Raw genomic sequence first — 15,748 nt, forward strand, 5'->3', positions numbered from 1 at the left:
CATGTGACGGTGGTCAGCGCAGTGACCTGACCACCGTTCGCAGCTCGGCGCGCGAGACCACGCCCAGTTTGGGGAAGATCCGGTGGAGATGTGAGCTGACGGTGCGGTGCGACAGGTAGAGCCGCTGGCCTATCTCGCGGTTGGTCAGACCGTCGGCGGCGAGCTGGACGATCTGGAGTTCGTGGGCGGTCAGTTGGTCCCGGGCGTCCGGGGCCCGGCGGCGGCTGGTCTCGCCCGAGGCGCGCAGTTCGCGGCGGGCCCTCTCGCCCCGGGGGATCGCGCCGAGCGCGTCGAACATGTCCCGGGCGGCCCGGAGGTGCTCGCGGGACTCGACACTGCGCCGTCTGCGCCGCAGCCATTCGCCGTAGGCCAGGTGGGTACGGGCTCTGATCAGGGGCCAGGCGCCGAGGTCGGCGCTCAACGCGCCCCGGAAGAGCGGGTCGGCGTCCTCGTCGGCGGCCAGCAGCGCCCGGACCAGGCGCAGTTCGGCGTGCAGGACCGGCGCGGAGGTCACCGTGGCGACCTCCTCCAGTTCCGTCACGATCGCCGGCACGGTCTCCAGCCGCCCGCAGTGCGTGGCCGCGTCGACGAGATCACCCACGACCGTCAGCCGCAGGGCGACCTGGTAGGCGGGGTCCGCCGGATCGTGCAGCCGGCGGAAATGGCCCAAGGCCTCTTCGAACCGCCCCGCGCCGAGCGCGGCCAGTCCGCGCGCCATCGACGCGGTGGCCAGCACCGGACGTGCCCCGGCCGGCAGCCCGGTCTCCTCCGCCTCCTCGGCCAGCTCCAGGGCGGCATCCACCTCGCCGCGCAGCGCGGCCAGCTTGGCCGCGGTGGCGGTCATCAACGCGTACATCATCGTCTGGCTGGTTTCGCGCGCCAGCCGTCGTGACTCCTCGGTCGCGGCGATCGCCGCGCCGAGATCGCCGACCACGAGAGCGCTCCACGCGTCCGCTCCCACCGTCCGGGCCAGCAGCCCCAGGCGTCCCTGGGCGCGCAGCGGCGAGCTGCCGGCCGCCGAGAACGCCCGCGCCAGATCGAAACCGCCGACGAGGAGTGAGGCGGTGCTGAGCATGCGGTAGGCGCGGCCGTCGTCGCCCTCCTTCAGGGCGACGTGCCGGGCCCGTTCCAGGACGAAGGTGCCGCGTTCAACCGGTGCGGCGTAGGCGCAGATGGCCAGGCGCCACGGGTCGAGTTCGTCGAGCCCCATGCGCTCCACGGCCTGCAGGACCGTGCGGCGCCCCTCCGGGCCCGGATCGGACCAGAAGCACAACTGCGCGGCGCTCCACAGGATCCGCAGCGCCAGCGCACGGTCCTCCACGGCCATCTCCTCGGCGAGGGCCGTCAGCGAGTTCGCGCCCGAGGCGTGGCTGTGCAGTCCCTCGTCGAAGCTGCCGCGCAGCCAGACGACCGTGGCCTGCTGCCGCCGCGACAGGGGCCCGGTCAGGGCCTGGTCCAGCAGCCGGGTCACGGTCTCGGGCCGGCCGAGTTCGACGGCGAAATCGGCGGCGCGCAACAGCCGTTCCGCCCGGCGCTCGGTGTCCTCGCTGAGTGCGGCCGCCTGTTCGAGGGTGGTGACGGCCGCCGCGATGCCGCCACGGCGTGCGGCCCGGTGAGCGGCGTCCTCCAACGCCACGGCGACGCTCTCGTCCGGGTCGTCGGCCGCGGCGGCCCGGTGACGCAGCTGCCGGTCAGGCTGTTCGTCGAGTACGGCGGCGAGCGCGGCGTGAGCGGCGTGGCGGACGTCGGCGGGCATGGTCTGGTGGATCGCCGACCGCATCAGCGGATGCCCGAAACGCAGCTCCGCGCCCACGACTTGGACGAGCCGGGAGCGTACGGCAGGGTCGAGTTCGGCGGTTCCTGCTGCCGTGCCGGTGAACTGCCGGGTCGCGCGGTAGACCTCGGTGAGCGACGGGCTGTCGTTGAGGGCCGCGATCCGCAGCAGACTGCGGGTGATGTCGGGCAGGGTTTCCAGACGGTCGGTGAAGGCCCGTTCGAGCCGCTCGGTGAGCGGCAGCTGCGAGAGGTGGGGATCGGCCGACGCACCGAGGGTGCGGGAGAGTTCGGTCAGGGCCAGGGGATTCCCGGCCGCCTCGGCCAGCAGCCGGCGATGCGCGGTCGGCCGCAGCTTCGGCGCATGGTCGGCCAGGAGCTGCGTGGCCTGGGTGTCCGTGAGCGGGCTCAGGGGTAGGGAGGTGAGTTCGTCGGAGTTGAGACGCGACTGGTAGCCGTCGCGGGCGGCTCCCACCAGGACCACCGGCTCCGTGCCGACCCTTCGCGCCACGAAGGCGAGGACACTGGCGGTGGCGTCGTCGAGCCACTGGGCGTCATCGACCAGGACCAGCACCGGTGCGGTCGCGGCGGCGTCGGCCAGGAGGTTGAGAACCGCCAGACCCACCAGGAAGACGTCGGGGACACCGGCCTCGGCGTGTCCGAGAGCGGTGTCCAATGCCTGCCGGTGGGATACGGCGAGCTCGGCGGCACCTGGGGCAAGGGGACGCAGGATGAGCTGCAGACCGGCATAGGGGATGTCACTCTCGGCTTCGACACCGCTGGTGCGCAGAACCTGGTAACCGAGCTCCTCGGCGAGGGCGGCGGTCTGGGCGAGCAGTGCCGTCTTCCCGATGCCGGGCGCACCCTGGACGAGCACCGCGGCTCCGTGACTCCGCGGTTCGGCCAGCAGTCGGCGCAACAGATCCAGCTGATCATCCCGACCGATGAGCTCCACGTTCCCCCCATCAGACCGGGTCGCCGGACCCGCTCTGTTCGAACGTCAGGGTACTGTGCCGCGTCCGACGATCTGAACGACAGCCCAGGCCGCGACGCACTCGCTTCCTCACCCGACACCGCCGCCGACACCACCCTGAACCAGGACCCCGCCGACTCGCCGGGCTGCACGGCTGGCTCAGTGCACATGGGCGGGCCGAGTGAGCTGGGCGAGGTAGACGTCGATGCCGGACACACGACCCGGCAGGGGCGCGCTCAAGTCCCACCAGCGCATCGCCTCGATCTCGCCATCGGCCTCGAAATCGCGGCGCCGCAGAGCGCGGCCGGTGAACAGGGCACCGCATTCGGCGCGCTGTGCGGAACCCAGCAGGAATTCGGCGTAGCCGACGAACTGCAAGGGATCGCCGGGCACCTGCCCGCTCTCTTCGGCAAGTTCACGAACAGCCGCCTGACGCGGGCTTTCCCCCGCCTCGAGCATGCCACCAGGTAGTTCCCATTGACCCCGAAACCGGTCGTAAACCACAGCGACCTCGTCGCGGTGCCACAAGGCAGTCAGAGCCACGGGCATGGGAGCACCACCAGGGAGGACGTCTTCAGCGCCGCGTGTGAAGGAAACCAGCCGGTTGCCGCGGTGATCGACGGCAAGAGGCTTGGATGAAGGACTGAACATGCGGAAACCTGCCCCAACTTCAACACACCCAACGCCTTGGACCGCGGCATCCTGAAAGGCCGCCGCAAAGGGTTGTCCACGCAGGTCGGCGACAACGGGTGGTCGATGTCCAGAAGGTTTCGTGCCAGGCGGAGCACATGCCGGCGAGCCGTCGTCCGCACGCGCCGGTGGCCTCGGATCCGGTGCAGGCATTGCCGCACTTCTTTTGCACAACGGGTTCCTAGGCTCCCGTGGCACCGTTCACCGAGCGAGGGAGTCCACCGTGACATTGATCGTCGCCGCCGCATCGCCGTTTCACGGCCATGTCCAGCCAGTCCTCACCGTCGCATCGGACCTGGTGCGGCGCGGGCACGAGGTCGTCGTCCTGACCGGCAGCCGGTTCACCGAGGACGTACGGGCCGCCGGCGCGCTGCATGTCTCGTTGCCGCCCGCCGCGGACTTCGACGACCGGCAGCTGGACCTGTACTTCCCCGACCGTGCCGCCTTCCCGCCGGGCCCGGCGCAGTTGGAGTACGACCTGAAGCATGTCTTCGGTGATCCGACCCCCGCCCAGTACCGTGCGCTGCGGACCTTGCTGGCCCGTCGGTTCCCGGCTTCCGTGGTCATCAGCGATCCGCAGTTCTTGGGGGCGACGGCCCTGAGCCTGTCCGCTCCGCCCGGTCGCCGGCCGCTCACCATCGGCCTCGGCATCACCATGCCGACACTGCTCAGCGAGGACGCGCCGCCCATCGGGCTCGCGATGCCGCCCCTGGCAGGGGAGGGGGCGAAGAAGCGGCACCGGGAGATGAACGACCAGGTCAGGGAGGTTTTTTCCGGCGCTCAGCGGCACATCGAGGACAACTTCGGGGAGTGTGGCACCGAGTTGCCCGGGTTCGTCCTCGACTGCATGGTCACCGCGCCGGACCACTATCTCCAGCTGACCGTCCCTGAGTTCGAGTACCCGCGCGGTGATCTGCCGTCCTCGTTCCGGTTCGTCGGTCCTTTGCCGGCCGTGCCGCGCCCGCCGCGGCCACTGCCGGACTGGTGGGCGGACGTGGAGTGCGCGGAGCGGCCGGTCGTGGTGGTCACCCAGGGGTCGTTCGACAACCGTGATCTCGGCAGGCTCGTGCGTCCGGCACTCGGCGCCCTGGCCGGGGAGGACGTCCTCGTGGTGGCCGCGACGGGGCGCGCGGACGGCGTGGCGGTGGTCGAGGCTGCGGGGGCGGTGCCGGCGAATGCGCGCATCGGCGCGTACGTCCCCTTCGACGCACTTCTTCCGCACGCGTCCGTGCTGGTCACCAACGGCGGGTACGGCGGTGTGCACGAGGCCCTGCGGCAGGGCGTACCGCTCGTCGTGGGCGGCGACGGAGAGGACAAGCCCGAAGTGGCGGCCCGCGTCGAGTGGAGCGGGGCGGGGGTGGATCTGCGGACCGGGGACCCCTCGCCGAAGGAGGTCCGCGACGCCGTGCTGACCGTGCTCGCCGAGCCCGGGTACCGCGCGCGTGCGCAGACCCTGCGGGCCGGGTTCGAGCGCCATGACGCGCTGGAGGCCATCGCGGAGGTGGTCGCGACGGCCGCGTAGCCATTCACGCGGCTCGCCCCGCCGTAACCGCCCTCGCAGCCGTTCCCGCGGCCTGTCCCGCCGAACCCTGCTCGTGGCCGCTCCCGCGGCTGTCCCGCCGTCACCGCCCTTGTGCCACGCCCGGAATGTCCTGCCCCGTGAGTGCGGTCCCCGCCGCTGCCTAGCATGAGGACCAGGAGGGCGGGGCGATGACATCGATGCCACTGCGGTTCGCGGTGCTCGGGGAGTTACGGGTCTGGCGGGACGGGGTCGAGGTGGAAGCGGGGCCGCCGCTGCGCCGCACCCTCCTCGCCCTGCTGCTGGTCCGAACAGGCTCGCCGGTGCCGTTGCCGGACATCGTCGAGGCTCTGTGGGCGGATGAACCTCCCGCTCGCGCGGTGAACATGGTGCACCGCCATGTGGGGGAGCTGCGGCGGCTGTTGGAGCCGGGGCTGCCGCAGCGGGCCGAGGGCAGCCTGCTGTTGCGTGGCGGTGGCGGCTACCGGCTCCTGGCGCCGCCCGACTGCGTGGACCTGCTGGTGTTTCGCCGGCTCGTGGCGAGGGCCAGGGCGCACCGCGATGTGCGGCAGGCCGTCGCCGCGTACTCCGACGCGCTCGCCCTGCGCCGCGGCCGGGCCGCCGGATGCCCTGCCCAGGCACCCCCGCATCCCGTCTTCGCCGAGCTGGACCGTGAGTACGACGCCGTCGTGCGCGAGGCGGCCGAGGTGGCGTTGCGCCGCGGCCAGGTGGACCGCGTCCTGCCCGCCCTGTCCGAGAGCGCCGCCCGGCATCCGCTGGACGAGGGCCTGCAGGCCCTGCTGGTCCACGTGCTCGCGGCCACCGGGCGCCGAGCCGAGGCGCTTGACGTATTCCGTACGGTGGCCGGCCGGCTCGCGGACGAGATGGGCGTCGATCCCGGCCCCGAGCTGACCGCCGCGCGGCTGCGGGCGGCCGCCGAAGTGGCACTCGAGGACGTTTCGGAGAACGCCCGGGCCCAGCCGGAGGCCGTCTCGTCCGGCGCCCCGGCCCGCCCCTCGGTCAGGCCGGCCCAACTGCCGCCCGCTCTCCCGGTCTTCGTCGGCCGGGAGGCGCAACTGAACCGCCTGCGCACTCTGCTCGACGACGCCGGTGCCGAGCCCGCCCTCGTGATCAGCACCGTCACCGGCCCGGCCGGCGTCGGCAAGACCGCTTTCGCCGTACACCTGGCGCACGAGGTGGCCGAACGCTTCCCGGACGGGCAGTTGTATGTCGACCTGCGCGGCTTCGACCCCGCCGCACGACCCGCGCGACCGCAGGACGCCCTACGGGGATTCCTGGCCGCCCTCGGCGTACCGGCCGCCCGCACACCCGAGGGGCTCGACGCCCAAGCAGCCCTGTATCGCAGCCTGTCGGCAGGGCGCAGACTGCTCGTCCTGCTCGACAACGCGCGTGACGCCGCTCAGGTCCGGCCTCTGTTGCCCGGCACCCCCGGCTGCCTCGTGCTCGTCACCAGCCGCAACCGGCTCGGCGGACTGGCCTCCGCCGATGGTGCCCACCCGCTCACCCTGGGCGCGCTGACGCCGGCCGAGGCCCGCTCGGCCCTGGCCCTGCGGCTGGGTGCCGCCCGGGTGGCCGCCGAGCCCCGCGCGACGAAGGAGATCGTCCAGCTCACCGCGCGGCTGCCCCTCGCCCTGGCCGTCGTGGCCGCCCGCGCCGCCGACCGGCCATCATCGCCGCTGGCGACGCTGGCCGAACAACTGCGGGCCGCGCACGGCGGGCTGGCGGCGTTTGGCGACGCCGACCCCGCAATCGACGTACGTGCGGTGTTCTCGTGGTCGTACGACGCACTCGGTGCCTCGGCGGCCCGCATGTTCCGGCTGCTCTCCCTGCATCCCGGGCCGGAGCTGACCGTCCACACCGCCGCCGCCCTCGTGGGTGAACCGGTCTCCAAGGCCCGGACCCTGCTCGCCGAGCTGGCCGACGCGCACCTCATCGCGGAGCGCACGCCCGGCCGGTACGCCTGCCACGACCTGCTGCGCGCGTACGCCACCGAACTGGTGGGGGCCACCGAGAGCGAGGACGAGCGCCGGGCGAGCCTGCGCCGGTTGCTCGACCACCTTCTGCACACCGCCCATGCCGCCGCGCTGCTGTCCGACCCCCCGACGGCCGTGATCACCCCCGTCACACCCGCCGAGCCCTCGGTGTCGCAGCAGCCCCTCGCCGACGCGACGACAGCCCTGGCCTGGCTCAAGGACGAGCGGGCGGTGCTGTGCGGCGCATTCCGCCAGGCCGTCGACCTCGAACTCGACACCCACGTCTGCCAGTTGGCCTGGTGTTTGGAGCGCTTGCACGAACGGTTCGGACACTGGCCGCAGTACCTCGCCATCCAACGGACCGCGGTGAAGGCCGCCCGCAGACTGGCCGATCCCGAGGCCCTCGCCCATGCCCACCGCGGGCTCGGTCGCGCCTGCATGATGCTCAGACGGTACGCCGAGGCCGACGAGCATCTGCGGGCAGCCATGGGCGAGTTCGGCCGAGTCGTGGACGACGACGGCAACGGACGGGCACAGTGCCGTCTCGCCCTGTGGGAGCTGATGACGCGTCAAGGTCGTTTCAGAGAAGGGATCGAGTACGTGGTGCCCGCGCTCGGTCTGTACCAGGCGTCCGGCCGGCGCAGGGGCGAGGCCGATGTGCTGGTGGCGACGGCCTGGGGACAGGCATGCCTGGGCGAGGCCCGTGATGCGTTCAACCACGCGCATCGGGCACTCGCTCTCTTCCAGGAGCTGGAGATCCCGCTCGCCGAGGGCTACACCTGGGACACCCTCGGCCACATCCATCGTCAACTGGGCCGTCACGACACGTCGGTCGGCTGTCACCGACGCGCCCTTGCCCTGTTCCGGCAGGCCGGTGACCTGTTCAACGAGGCCTGCGCCCTGGACCGGCTCGGCGACGCCCATCACTTGGCCGGTGATCCCACCGAGGCTCTGCACGCGTGGCAGAACGCCCAGGACGCGCTCAAGGAATTCGATCCCGTCGGGGCGGCTGAGGTGCAGCGGAAGATCGACCGTCATCGGGAAAGGCCGCCGGTCACAAGCCAGGCACACTTCGTCCACTGCCCCCTGCCTACGCTCCCGCCACCCACCAACCCCCTTTCACCGGGAGCGAGTTAAATGACGTACACGATGATCAACGGCAACCGGCTGTTCCACACCGACGAGGGACCGGCCGGGGACCGTGCGGGCGAGACACTGCTGCTGGTGCATGGCGGAACCTGCGACTCGCACGACTGGTCGGCGCAGATCGGGGCGTTCGCGACGCGGCACCGGGTGATCGCCCCGGATCTGCGCGGTCACGGCCGGTCCACCGCTTTGACGGGCGGAATGCGCCCCCGCGACTTCGCCGCGGACCTCGCGAAGCTCCTCGAAAACGTCGACGCCCCTCCGGTGGTCGTCGTAGGACACTCGATGGGTGCCGTGGTCGCTTCCGTCCTGGCGGTCGAGTACCCGTCCCTGGTGCGGGCCGTCGTCGCGGTCGAGCCCAGTTACGGCTTCGAGGCGCAGTTCGCGCCGCAGCTCGCCGCCGCCTTCCGTGTCCCCGATCCGGCCGGTACCGCCGTGGCGGTCCTGGGCGGGCTGGAGAACCTCGCCGCGGACGGGCCCGATGCGGACGCACTGCGGGTCTGGCACCGCCGGCGGATTCTCGGCATGGATCCGATGACGGTACGGGACGTCTTCCAGGGCCTGTTCGACGAGGCGGCCGTCGCGCTGACGGTGCGGCCGGGCGTGGAGAGCTACCTGTCGCGGCGCGCCTGCCCGGTGCTGTCACTGTCGGCGACCGCCTCCCTCAAGGCCAAGGGGGTCGACGGCAACTGGGAGGAGGCTTTGAGCCGGCACCCCTACAGCGCGTCCGCGGTCCTCGAAGGGGTCGGGCACTGGCTGTTCCAGGAGCGTCCGGCCGAGTTCAACGCGCTGGTGATGGGCTGGATCGACGGGCTGCCGCCCGCCTGACCGGAAGCGGGCACGCGCACGGGGACGACATCACGGGGACACAGGGACGACGACGGTGACGATGCGGTTCGAGGTCTTAGGACCGGTACGGGTATGGCGCGACGGCAAGGAGGTGGCGCTCGGTGCGGCCCAGCAACGCCTGCTGCTGGCCCAGTTGATGGCGCACGCGCCAGGGCCCGTGGTCATGGAGGAGTTGCAGCACGCCCTGTGGGGCGAGTCGCCGCCCAGTTCGCCCGCCAACGCGGTCTACCGGCACATCGGTGTGCTGCGCCGGCTGCTGGAGCCCGGGCTGCCGGTCCGCGCCCCGGGCCGGTGGCTGATACGGGACGCGGGCGGGTACCGGCTGCACGCCACGCCCGAGACACTCGACCTGCTGCGTTTCAGGGAAGTGGTGGGGCGGGCGCGGCAGCGCGGGATCCGGGGCGCGGAGGCTGCCGTACCGCTCCTGCTGGAAGCGCTGAACCTGCGCACCGGGCCGGTCGCCGGCGGTGTCCCGGTGGAGGCGCGCTCCCACCCCGTGTTCAACGCCCTGGAGCGCGAGTACCTGGCGGTGGTGAAGGAGGCCGCAGACGCGGCACTGGCCACGGGCCGGGCCGGGCAGCTGCTTGCCGTGCTGCACCGCGCCGCGGCCGAGCACCTGCTCGACGAACCACTGCAGGCCCTCCTCGTGCGCGCGCTCGCGGCCACCGGGCAACGGGCGGCGGCGCTGGAGGCCTGGCAGCGCGTACGAGCCCGGCTCACCACCGAACTGGGCGTCGAGCCCGGCCCGGAGCTGCGGGCCGCGCAGCAGGAGATACTGCGCGAGGACGCCCGTACGAATCCGTCCGCGCCGTCCCTGCCGTCCGGGCCGGACCACGGCGCCCGGAGCGCCCCGGCCCGGCTGACCGTGGTTCCGGATACTGCGGCGGCCGTCACGTCCCGTCCGGCTGCCCCTTTCGTCCACCCCGCCCAACTACCCGCCGACCTTGCCGCGTTCGCGGGTCGGCGGTCCGAACTCGCCCATGTGGCGCAGCTGTCGGCGAAGGACGCGACGGGCACCCGTATCGCGGTGATCAGCGGGATGGGCGGTATCGGCAAGACCACGCTGGCCGTGCGGTGGGCGCACCGCGCCGCCCACCGCTTCCCCGACGGGCAGCTGTACGTCAACCTCCGCGGCTTCGACCCGGGCGGGATCCCGGCGGATCCGGCGCAGGTGCTGCGCGGGTTCCTGGAGGCCCTCGGCGTGCCGGCGCAGCGCATACCCGCCGGTGCGGACGCCCAGGCGGGGCTGTATCGCAGCCTGCTGGCCCGCCGCCGGGTGCTGATCCTGCTCGACAACGCGCTGGACACCGAACAGGTCCGGCCCCTGCTGCCGGGCAGCCCCGGCTGCCTGGTCGTCGTCACCAGCCGTGACCGGCTTCTCGGCCTGGTCACGGCCGAGGCCGCGCGCCCCCTGGCACTGGACCGGCTCCCGGCCGCCGAGGCCCGCGAGTCGCTGACCCGCCGCCTCGGTGCCGACCGCGTCTTGGCCGACCCGGAGGCTGTCGAGGAGATCGTCACCCGGTGCGGGGGGCTGCCGTTGGCGCTGGCCGTCGTCGCCACCCGGGCCGCCGCCCACCCGCACTTCCCGCTGGCCGCGATCGCGGACGAACTGCGCACGGCCCACGGCAGCCTGGACGCGTTCACCGACGCGGACCCGGCCGGGGACGTACGGGCGGTGCTGTCCTGGTCCTACCGTGCGCTGAGCCCCGGCGCGGCGCGTCTGCTGCGGCTGCTGTCCCTGCATCCGGGCCCGGACGTCTCGCTGCCGGCCGCGGCGGCCGTCGCGGGCGAGGACTTGGTGGCGGTCCGCCGTCTGCTCGCCGAGCTGACCCGCGCCCATCTGCTCACTGAGCACGTACCCGGCCGGTACGCCTGCCACGATCTGCTGCTCACCTACGCGGCCGAACGCGTGACGGCGGAGGAGGGCGCGGGGGAGCGGGAGGCCGCCGTGCGCCGTCTCCTGGACCACTATCTGCACACCGCACACGCCGCCGGGCGTGTCTACTCGCCCTTCTGGAGACTGCATCCGCTGCCCGCCGCCGCCCCCGGGGCGCATCCCGCTTCCTTCGCCGACGACGCGGCGGCGCTGCGCTGGTACACGGCCGAGGCACGGGTGCTGGGCGCCGTCGCCGAACGGGCGGACGCCCGCGGCGACCACGCACATGTGTGGGGCCTGGCCTGGGCACTGGAGCGGTTCATGGACCGGCAGGGTCACTGGCACGACGGGGCCGCGCTGCAGCGTCTCGGCCTGAACGCGGCCGTCCGCGACGGCCACCGCACGGCCCAGGCCCATCTGCACCGCGGACTGGCCCGCGCCTCGGCCCGCCTGGAACGCTACGACGACGCCCGCACCCACATCCGCCACTCCCTGGACCTGTTCGCCGAGCTCGGCGACCGCCTCGGCCTGGCCCACGCCCACCGCAGTCACGGCTGGCTCCTGGACCGCCTCGGCGATCACGAAGCAGCGCTCGACGCGGCGGGCCGGGCTCTGGCCCTCTACCGTGCCCTGGGCGATCGTGCTGCGCAGACCAGTGCCCTGCACGCGCTGGGCTGGAGTCATGTCCTGCGGGGCGAACACCACACGGCCGCCGCCTACTTCGAGGAGGCCCTCGGCGGCCTGGCCGGCCTGCCCACCGGTACCCGGTACGCGGAGGCCGGGGCCTGGGACAGTCTTGGTGTGGCCCGCCACCACCTCGGCGAACACCGACGGGCCATCGCCGCGTACCAGTGCGCGCTGCGGCTCTACCGCGAGGTCGGCGACCTGTTCAGCGAGGCAGGGGCGCTGCGTCACCTCGGCGACACCTACCTCGCCATCGGCGATCCCGGCGCGGCCCGCACGGTCTGGGAACGCGCGGTGCGGCTCCTGATCCGGACCGACCCGACCGCGGCCGAGGAGATCCGTACGCCCCTGCTGGCCCTCGGGGACGCGGTGCCCGCGCCACGGATCACCGTCGTGTCCGCCGCCGGCGAGGACCTGACCCGTACTGCCGGGGCAGGCCATGAGTGACCGAACTCTGGCGGGCCCAGGCGCCGTAGTGTGCGGGCCCCTTGATCTGGCTGCCTGCTTCTCGTACTACGGCCTTCGCCGACAGGTCCGGCAGCGTGTTGTCGCTGGTGTGTTCCGCGGGCAGGGACAGCCCCGCCCGCTGCGGCGTCGGTGCGAAACTGCGAGTCGGCGATCCACCGGATCATCGGTGAGCGCGCGCCGGTTCCCACCGGGGTTAGGCATTAACCACAGGGCCGGGCAGTCTGTCATCGAGGAAGGTCCGGGTGGGGCGGCGCCCGACGTCCGGTGGGGGGCGCCTCGCCGGTACGCCTCGGTGAGGAGGCGGTAGGCCTCGTCCCGGTAGCCGCGTGCTTCCGCGGATGCCTGTGGGCGGTTCACGGAGTGTGGCGCGCGCTGAGGTCGGGGTGCTGCTGCGGCGTCGGCGCGGGTGTCGGCCGGGGCCTCGTCAGCCACAGGCCGGTGCACACGGCGGTGGCCAGGGTGACGGCTCCGGCCACGGTGAAGGCGCTGTCGAGGCCGGTCTCGAAGGAGGCGCCGGCGGACTGCCGGGCGCTGGCCACGGCCCCGAGCACCGCCACGCCGAGCACCGCGCCGATCTGCCGTGTGGTGCTGCTGATGCCCGAGGCGAGGCCGCCTTCCTGTGGGTTGACCGTCTGGATGGCGGCGCCGGTCAGCGGGGACATGGTCAGGGCGAAGCCGGCGCCGACCGTGGCCAGCCGCCACCACACGTTCGCGTAGCCGGTGTCGGCGTGCACCGCGCCCAGCGCGAGGAGTCCGAGCCCGGCCAGCGCCAGGCCGCCGGTGACGACGGGCCGGTAGCCGTAACGGGCGGCGAGGCGGCCCGCGAAGGGGCTGACGGCGACCATGGCGAGGGTGGCGGGCAGGGTCTGCAGTCCGGCCCGCAGGATCGAGCTGCCCTGCACGGACACGAAGAACTGCGAGAAGAAGAACGACGAGCCCATGAGCGCGAACCCCACCACGATCATGGCGGAGTTGGAGACGGTGAACAGGCGCTGACCAAACAGGCCCGGCGGCAGCATCGGTGCAGGATGGCGCGCCTCTACGGCGACGAACGCAGCGAGGAGGACGGCGGCTGCGGCGAAGCAGGCGAGGATCACCGGCGAGGTCCAGCCGCGCGAGCCGCCTTCGATCAGGGCGTAGGCCAGGGTGCCGACCCCGAGGACGGACAGGATCGTGCCCGGGATGTCGAGGGCGCGGGCGTCGGGGTTGCGGGACTCCTGAAGGACGCGCCGGCCGGCCACCAGCAGGACCACGCCGATGGGCACGTTGACCAGGAAGATCGCGGGCCAGCCGAACGCCTGCGCCAGGACGCCTCCGGCCACGGGCCCGGCGGCCAGGCCGATGCCGCTGAGCCCTGCCCACAGCCCGATTGCCCTGACCCGTTCCTGCGGGGCGGGATACGCGGCGACCAGCAGGGCGAGCGAGGCGGGGCTGAGGGCCGCGGCCCCGACCCCCTGCAGCACCCGCCCGGCCACCAGCCAGCCGACCGAGGGGGCGAGGCTGCACAGCACGGACGCGGCGGTGAACGCCGCGACACCGCTCAGGTACACGCGTTTGCGGCCGAACCGGTCGGCGAAGACCCCGCCGGACAGCAGCAGCATGGCGACCAGCAGCACGTAGGCGTCGACGATCCACTGCAGGCCGGACAGGCCCGCGTCCAGGCGGCGCTGCATGTCCGGCAGTGCCGCGCCGACGATCGTGTTGTCGAGCAGCACCATGAACTGTCCCAGGCAGGTCAGCACAAGCATGACGTCCCCTCCCTCTCACCTAACGCAGCCAACAGCTGCATTAAGCAGGACCGTAAAGCGGCCGGCCACGTAAACGCAAGTACCGGCTGCTTTAAGCTGGGAGGCATGGACGAGCAACAGCGCACCCGGCGGCCCGGCGGACGCAGCGCCCGCGTCGGCGCGGCGGTGCATCAGGCGGTCACCGACCTGGTGGGCGAACGCGGGTACGGCGGATTCACCGTCAGCGAGGTCGCCGCCCGCGCGGGAGTCGCCGACACCACCGTCTACCGCCGCTGGGGCAGCCTCGAAGCACTGCTCACCGACGTGACGCTGACCCGCCTCAACGCCCGCTCCCCGATGCCCGACACCGGATCTCTCGCCGGCGACCTGCACACCTACGCGGCCCAAGTGGCCCGCGAGATCACCGGCCCCGACGGCCTGGCCGTGCTCCGCCTGGCCGTCGCCCTGTCCGGCTCCGGACCCGAGGGCCTGCGCCTGCGCGACGACTTCCTCGCCGCACGAGCCCGGCAACTGCAGTCCATGCTCGACCGGGCACGCGAGCGCGGGGAGCGGCCCCCCGACGCGCTGGCCGTCGTCGACCACGTCATGGCCCCGATGTACATCCGCGTCCTGTTCGGCGCGGGCCCGCTCACGCCGGAATACGTGGAGGGCCTGGTCGACCGTCTGCTCGGGTGACCGTCGGGCGGCCAAGTGGAGGTCGGCGCACTGCATTGCGGCGAGTGCGGCGCGCAGGGGCGGGGTGAAGCGCGACCGCCGGCTCAGGGCCGCCGGGCAGGCTGTGGAATTCCTCGAGGAGCGGGACCAGCCACTCAACAAGGTGTCACACAGGGCCCAGGGCCCTCGGCCTCTCCGTGTCCCGCAGTTGAGGCCCAGCGCTCGCCCGGCAACCGCATGACAGATCACCTCTGCCGCGTCTCCTCGCGCCCTGGTGACTGGCCTCGTACGCAGCATCCGGCACCACGGCCCCCGTCCCATACCGGGCGGCGGCCGAGCTGATCCGGCTCGCCGGCTCAGTCCTCGGCGACGCGGATGATCGTCTTGCCACGCCTCCGCTTGCCCGGCATGAACGCGGCGACCGCTTCGCTGAGCGGTCGCACGTCGCCGATGATCGGCTTGAGGCGTCCGTCGCGCACCCGTTGGGCGAGGTCGATCAGGCGGGCACGGTCGGGTTCGACGACGAAGAAGACGGCACGTGCATCGCGGGGGTGGATGGTGACGGGCTCGGCGATGGTGACCAGGGTGCCGCCGGGGCGGACCAGAGCGGTGGAACGCTCGAGGATCTCGCCGCCGATCACGTCCAACACCACGTCCACGTCGCCGATCTCCTCCAGCTTGTCCGCCTGGAGGTCGACGAAGGCATGGGCGCCCAGACCGAGTGCGGTGTCGCGGTCGTCGGCTCGTCCCGTGCCGATCACCTGGGCGCCCGCCGAGCGGGCGAGCTGCACGGCGATCGAGCCGACGCCGCCTGCGGCGCCGTGGATGAGGACGCTCTGCCCGGTCTGGAGGCGGGCGTGGTCGAACAGGGCCTGCCAGGCGGTGAGGCCGGAGATGGGCAGCGCGGCCGCGGTGATGTGATCGACGTCGGCGGGGAGCGGGGCGAGATTGCGGGCTTCGACCGCGGTGTACTGGGCGAGGGTGCCGTTGCGGGCCCAGTCGGCCAGGCCGTACACGCGCTGCCCGATCGTCAGGCCGGTGGTGCCGTAGCCGAGTTCGGTGACGACGCCGGACAGTTCGTGGCCGGGCACGCTCGGGGTCCGGTCGCGTCCGGCCCGGTCGGTCCAGGTGGCGGGCCACTCCAGCTCGCCCGGTGTGAAGCCGGCGGCGTGGACCTTCACGATCACGTCGTTCTCCGCGGCGTGCGGGTGGGGCAGCGCGGCGAGAGCCAGGCCGCTGGCACCGGCCTCGCGGTCCTGGACGGTGATGGCTTGCATGAGGGGTTCCTCCGAGGCGGGGGGACTCGGGCGCCGGAGTGCGCCGCGGTGGTCGCCTTCGACCTTAGGAGCCAGGCAGCCCAAGCGCGTGGGCCAA

At 72.9% G+C, this 15,748-nt stretch carries 9 protein-coding genes; 5 read left to right on the forward strand and 4 right to left on the reverse strand.

The features are described from left to right. Positions 1-13: 13 nt before the first annotated feature. Together ABZ880_RS26685 and ABZ880_RS26690 are read right to left on the reverse strand one after the other, a co-directional pair. Positions 14-2,728 carry an AAA family ATPase gene (locus ABZ880_RS26685; RefSeq protein ID WP_361267362.1) on the reverse strand — a complete coding sequence of 905 codons (2,715 nt, stop codon included), beginning with the start codon at positions 2,726-2,728 and terminating at the stop codon, positions 14-16. Between the two features lie 177 nt (positions 2,729-2,905). Further along, entirely contained in the window at positions 2,906-3,295 is a 390-nt protein-coding gene (locus tag ABZ880_RS26690) for an NUDIX hydrolase (RefSeq protein ID WP_361267364.1), read from the reverse strand. A gap of 364 nt (positions 3,296-3,659) precedes the next feature. Here ABZ880_RS26690 and ABZ880_RS26695 point away from each other — a divergent pair, with 364 nt between their 5' ends. The 4 genes from ABZ880_RS26695 (at position 3,660) to ABZ880_RS26710 (ending at position 11,951) form a co-directional block, all read left to right on the forward strand. Further along, positions 3,660-4,958, forward strand: a complete 1,299-nt coding sequence (locus ABZ880_RS26695) for a nucleotide disphospho-sugar-binding domain-containing protein (protein ID WP_361267366.1) — start codon at positions 3,660-3,662, stop codon at positions 4,956-4,958. Positions 4,959-5,146: 188 nt separating this feature from the next. Continuing rightward, positions 5,147-8,086, forward strand: coding sequence for a BTAD domain-containing putative transcriptional regulator (locus ABZ880_RS26700; protein ID WP_361267368.1), 2,940 nt, complete (start codon positions 5,147-5,149; stop codon positions 8,084-8,086). Then, a complete protein-coding gene (locus ABZ880_RS26705; RefSeq protein WP_361267370.1) occupies positions 8,087-8,923 on the forward strand; it encodes an alpha/beta hydrolase in 837 nt (278 codons plus the stop codon). 61 nt (positions 8,924-8,984) lie between these two features. After that, complete coding sequence (locus ABZ880_RS26710; protein WP_361267490.1) at positions 8,985-11,951, forward strand: BTAD domain-containing putative transcriptional regulator; 2,967 nt, start codon at positions 8,985-8,987, stop codon at positions 11,949-11,951. A gap of 374 nt (positions 11,952-12,325) precedes the next feature. On the opposite strand, the gene ABZ880_RS26715 is transcribed toward ABZ880_RS26710, so the two are convergent. Next, on the reverse strand, positions 12,326-13,720 hold the full coding sequence (locus ABZ880_RS26715) for an MFS transporter (RefSeq protein WP_361267372.1): 1,395 nt from the start codon (positions 13,718-13,720) through the stop codon (positions 12,326-12,328). Positions 13,721-13,825: 105 nt separating this feature from the next. On the opposite strand from ABZ880_RS26715, the gene ABZ880_RS26720 reads away from it, so the two are divergent. Next, entirely contained in the window at positions 13,826-14,395 is a 570-nt protein-coding gene (locus ABZ880_RS26720) for a TetR/AcrR family transcriptional regulator (protein WP_361267374.1), read from the forward strand. 335 nt (positions 14,396-14,730) lie between these two features. On the opposite strand, the gene ABZ880_RS26725 is transcribed toward ABZ880_RS26720, so the two are convergent. Next, a complete protein-coding gene (locus tag ABZ880_RS26725; protein WP_361267376.1) occupies positions 14,731-15,651 on the reverse strand; it encodes an NADP-dependent oxidoreductase in 921 nt (306 codons plus the stop codon). Between the last annotated feature and the right edge of the window lie 97 nt (positions 15,652-15,748).

Origin of the sequence: Streptomyces sp. NPDC047043, assembly GCF_040644055.1 — a bacterium.
In the GTDB taxonomy this organism is placed as follows: Bacteria; Actinomycetota; Actinomycetes; order Streptomycetales; family Streptomycetaceae; genus Streptomyces.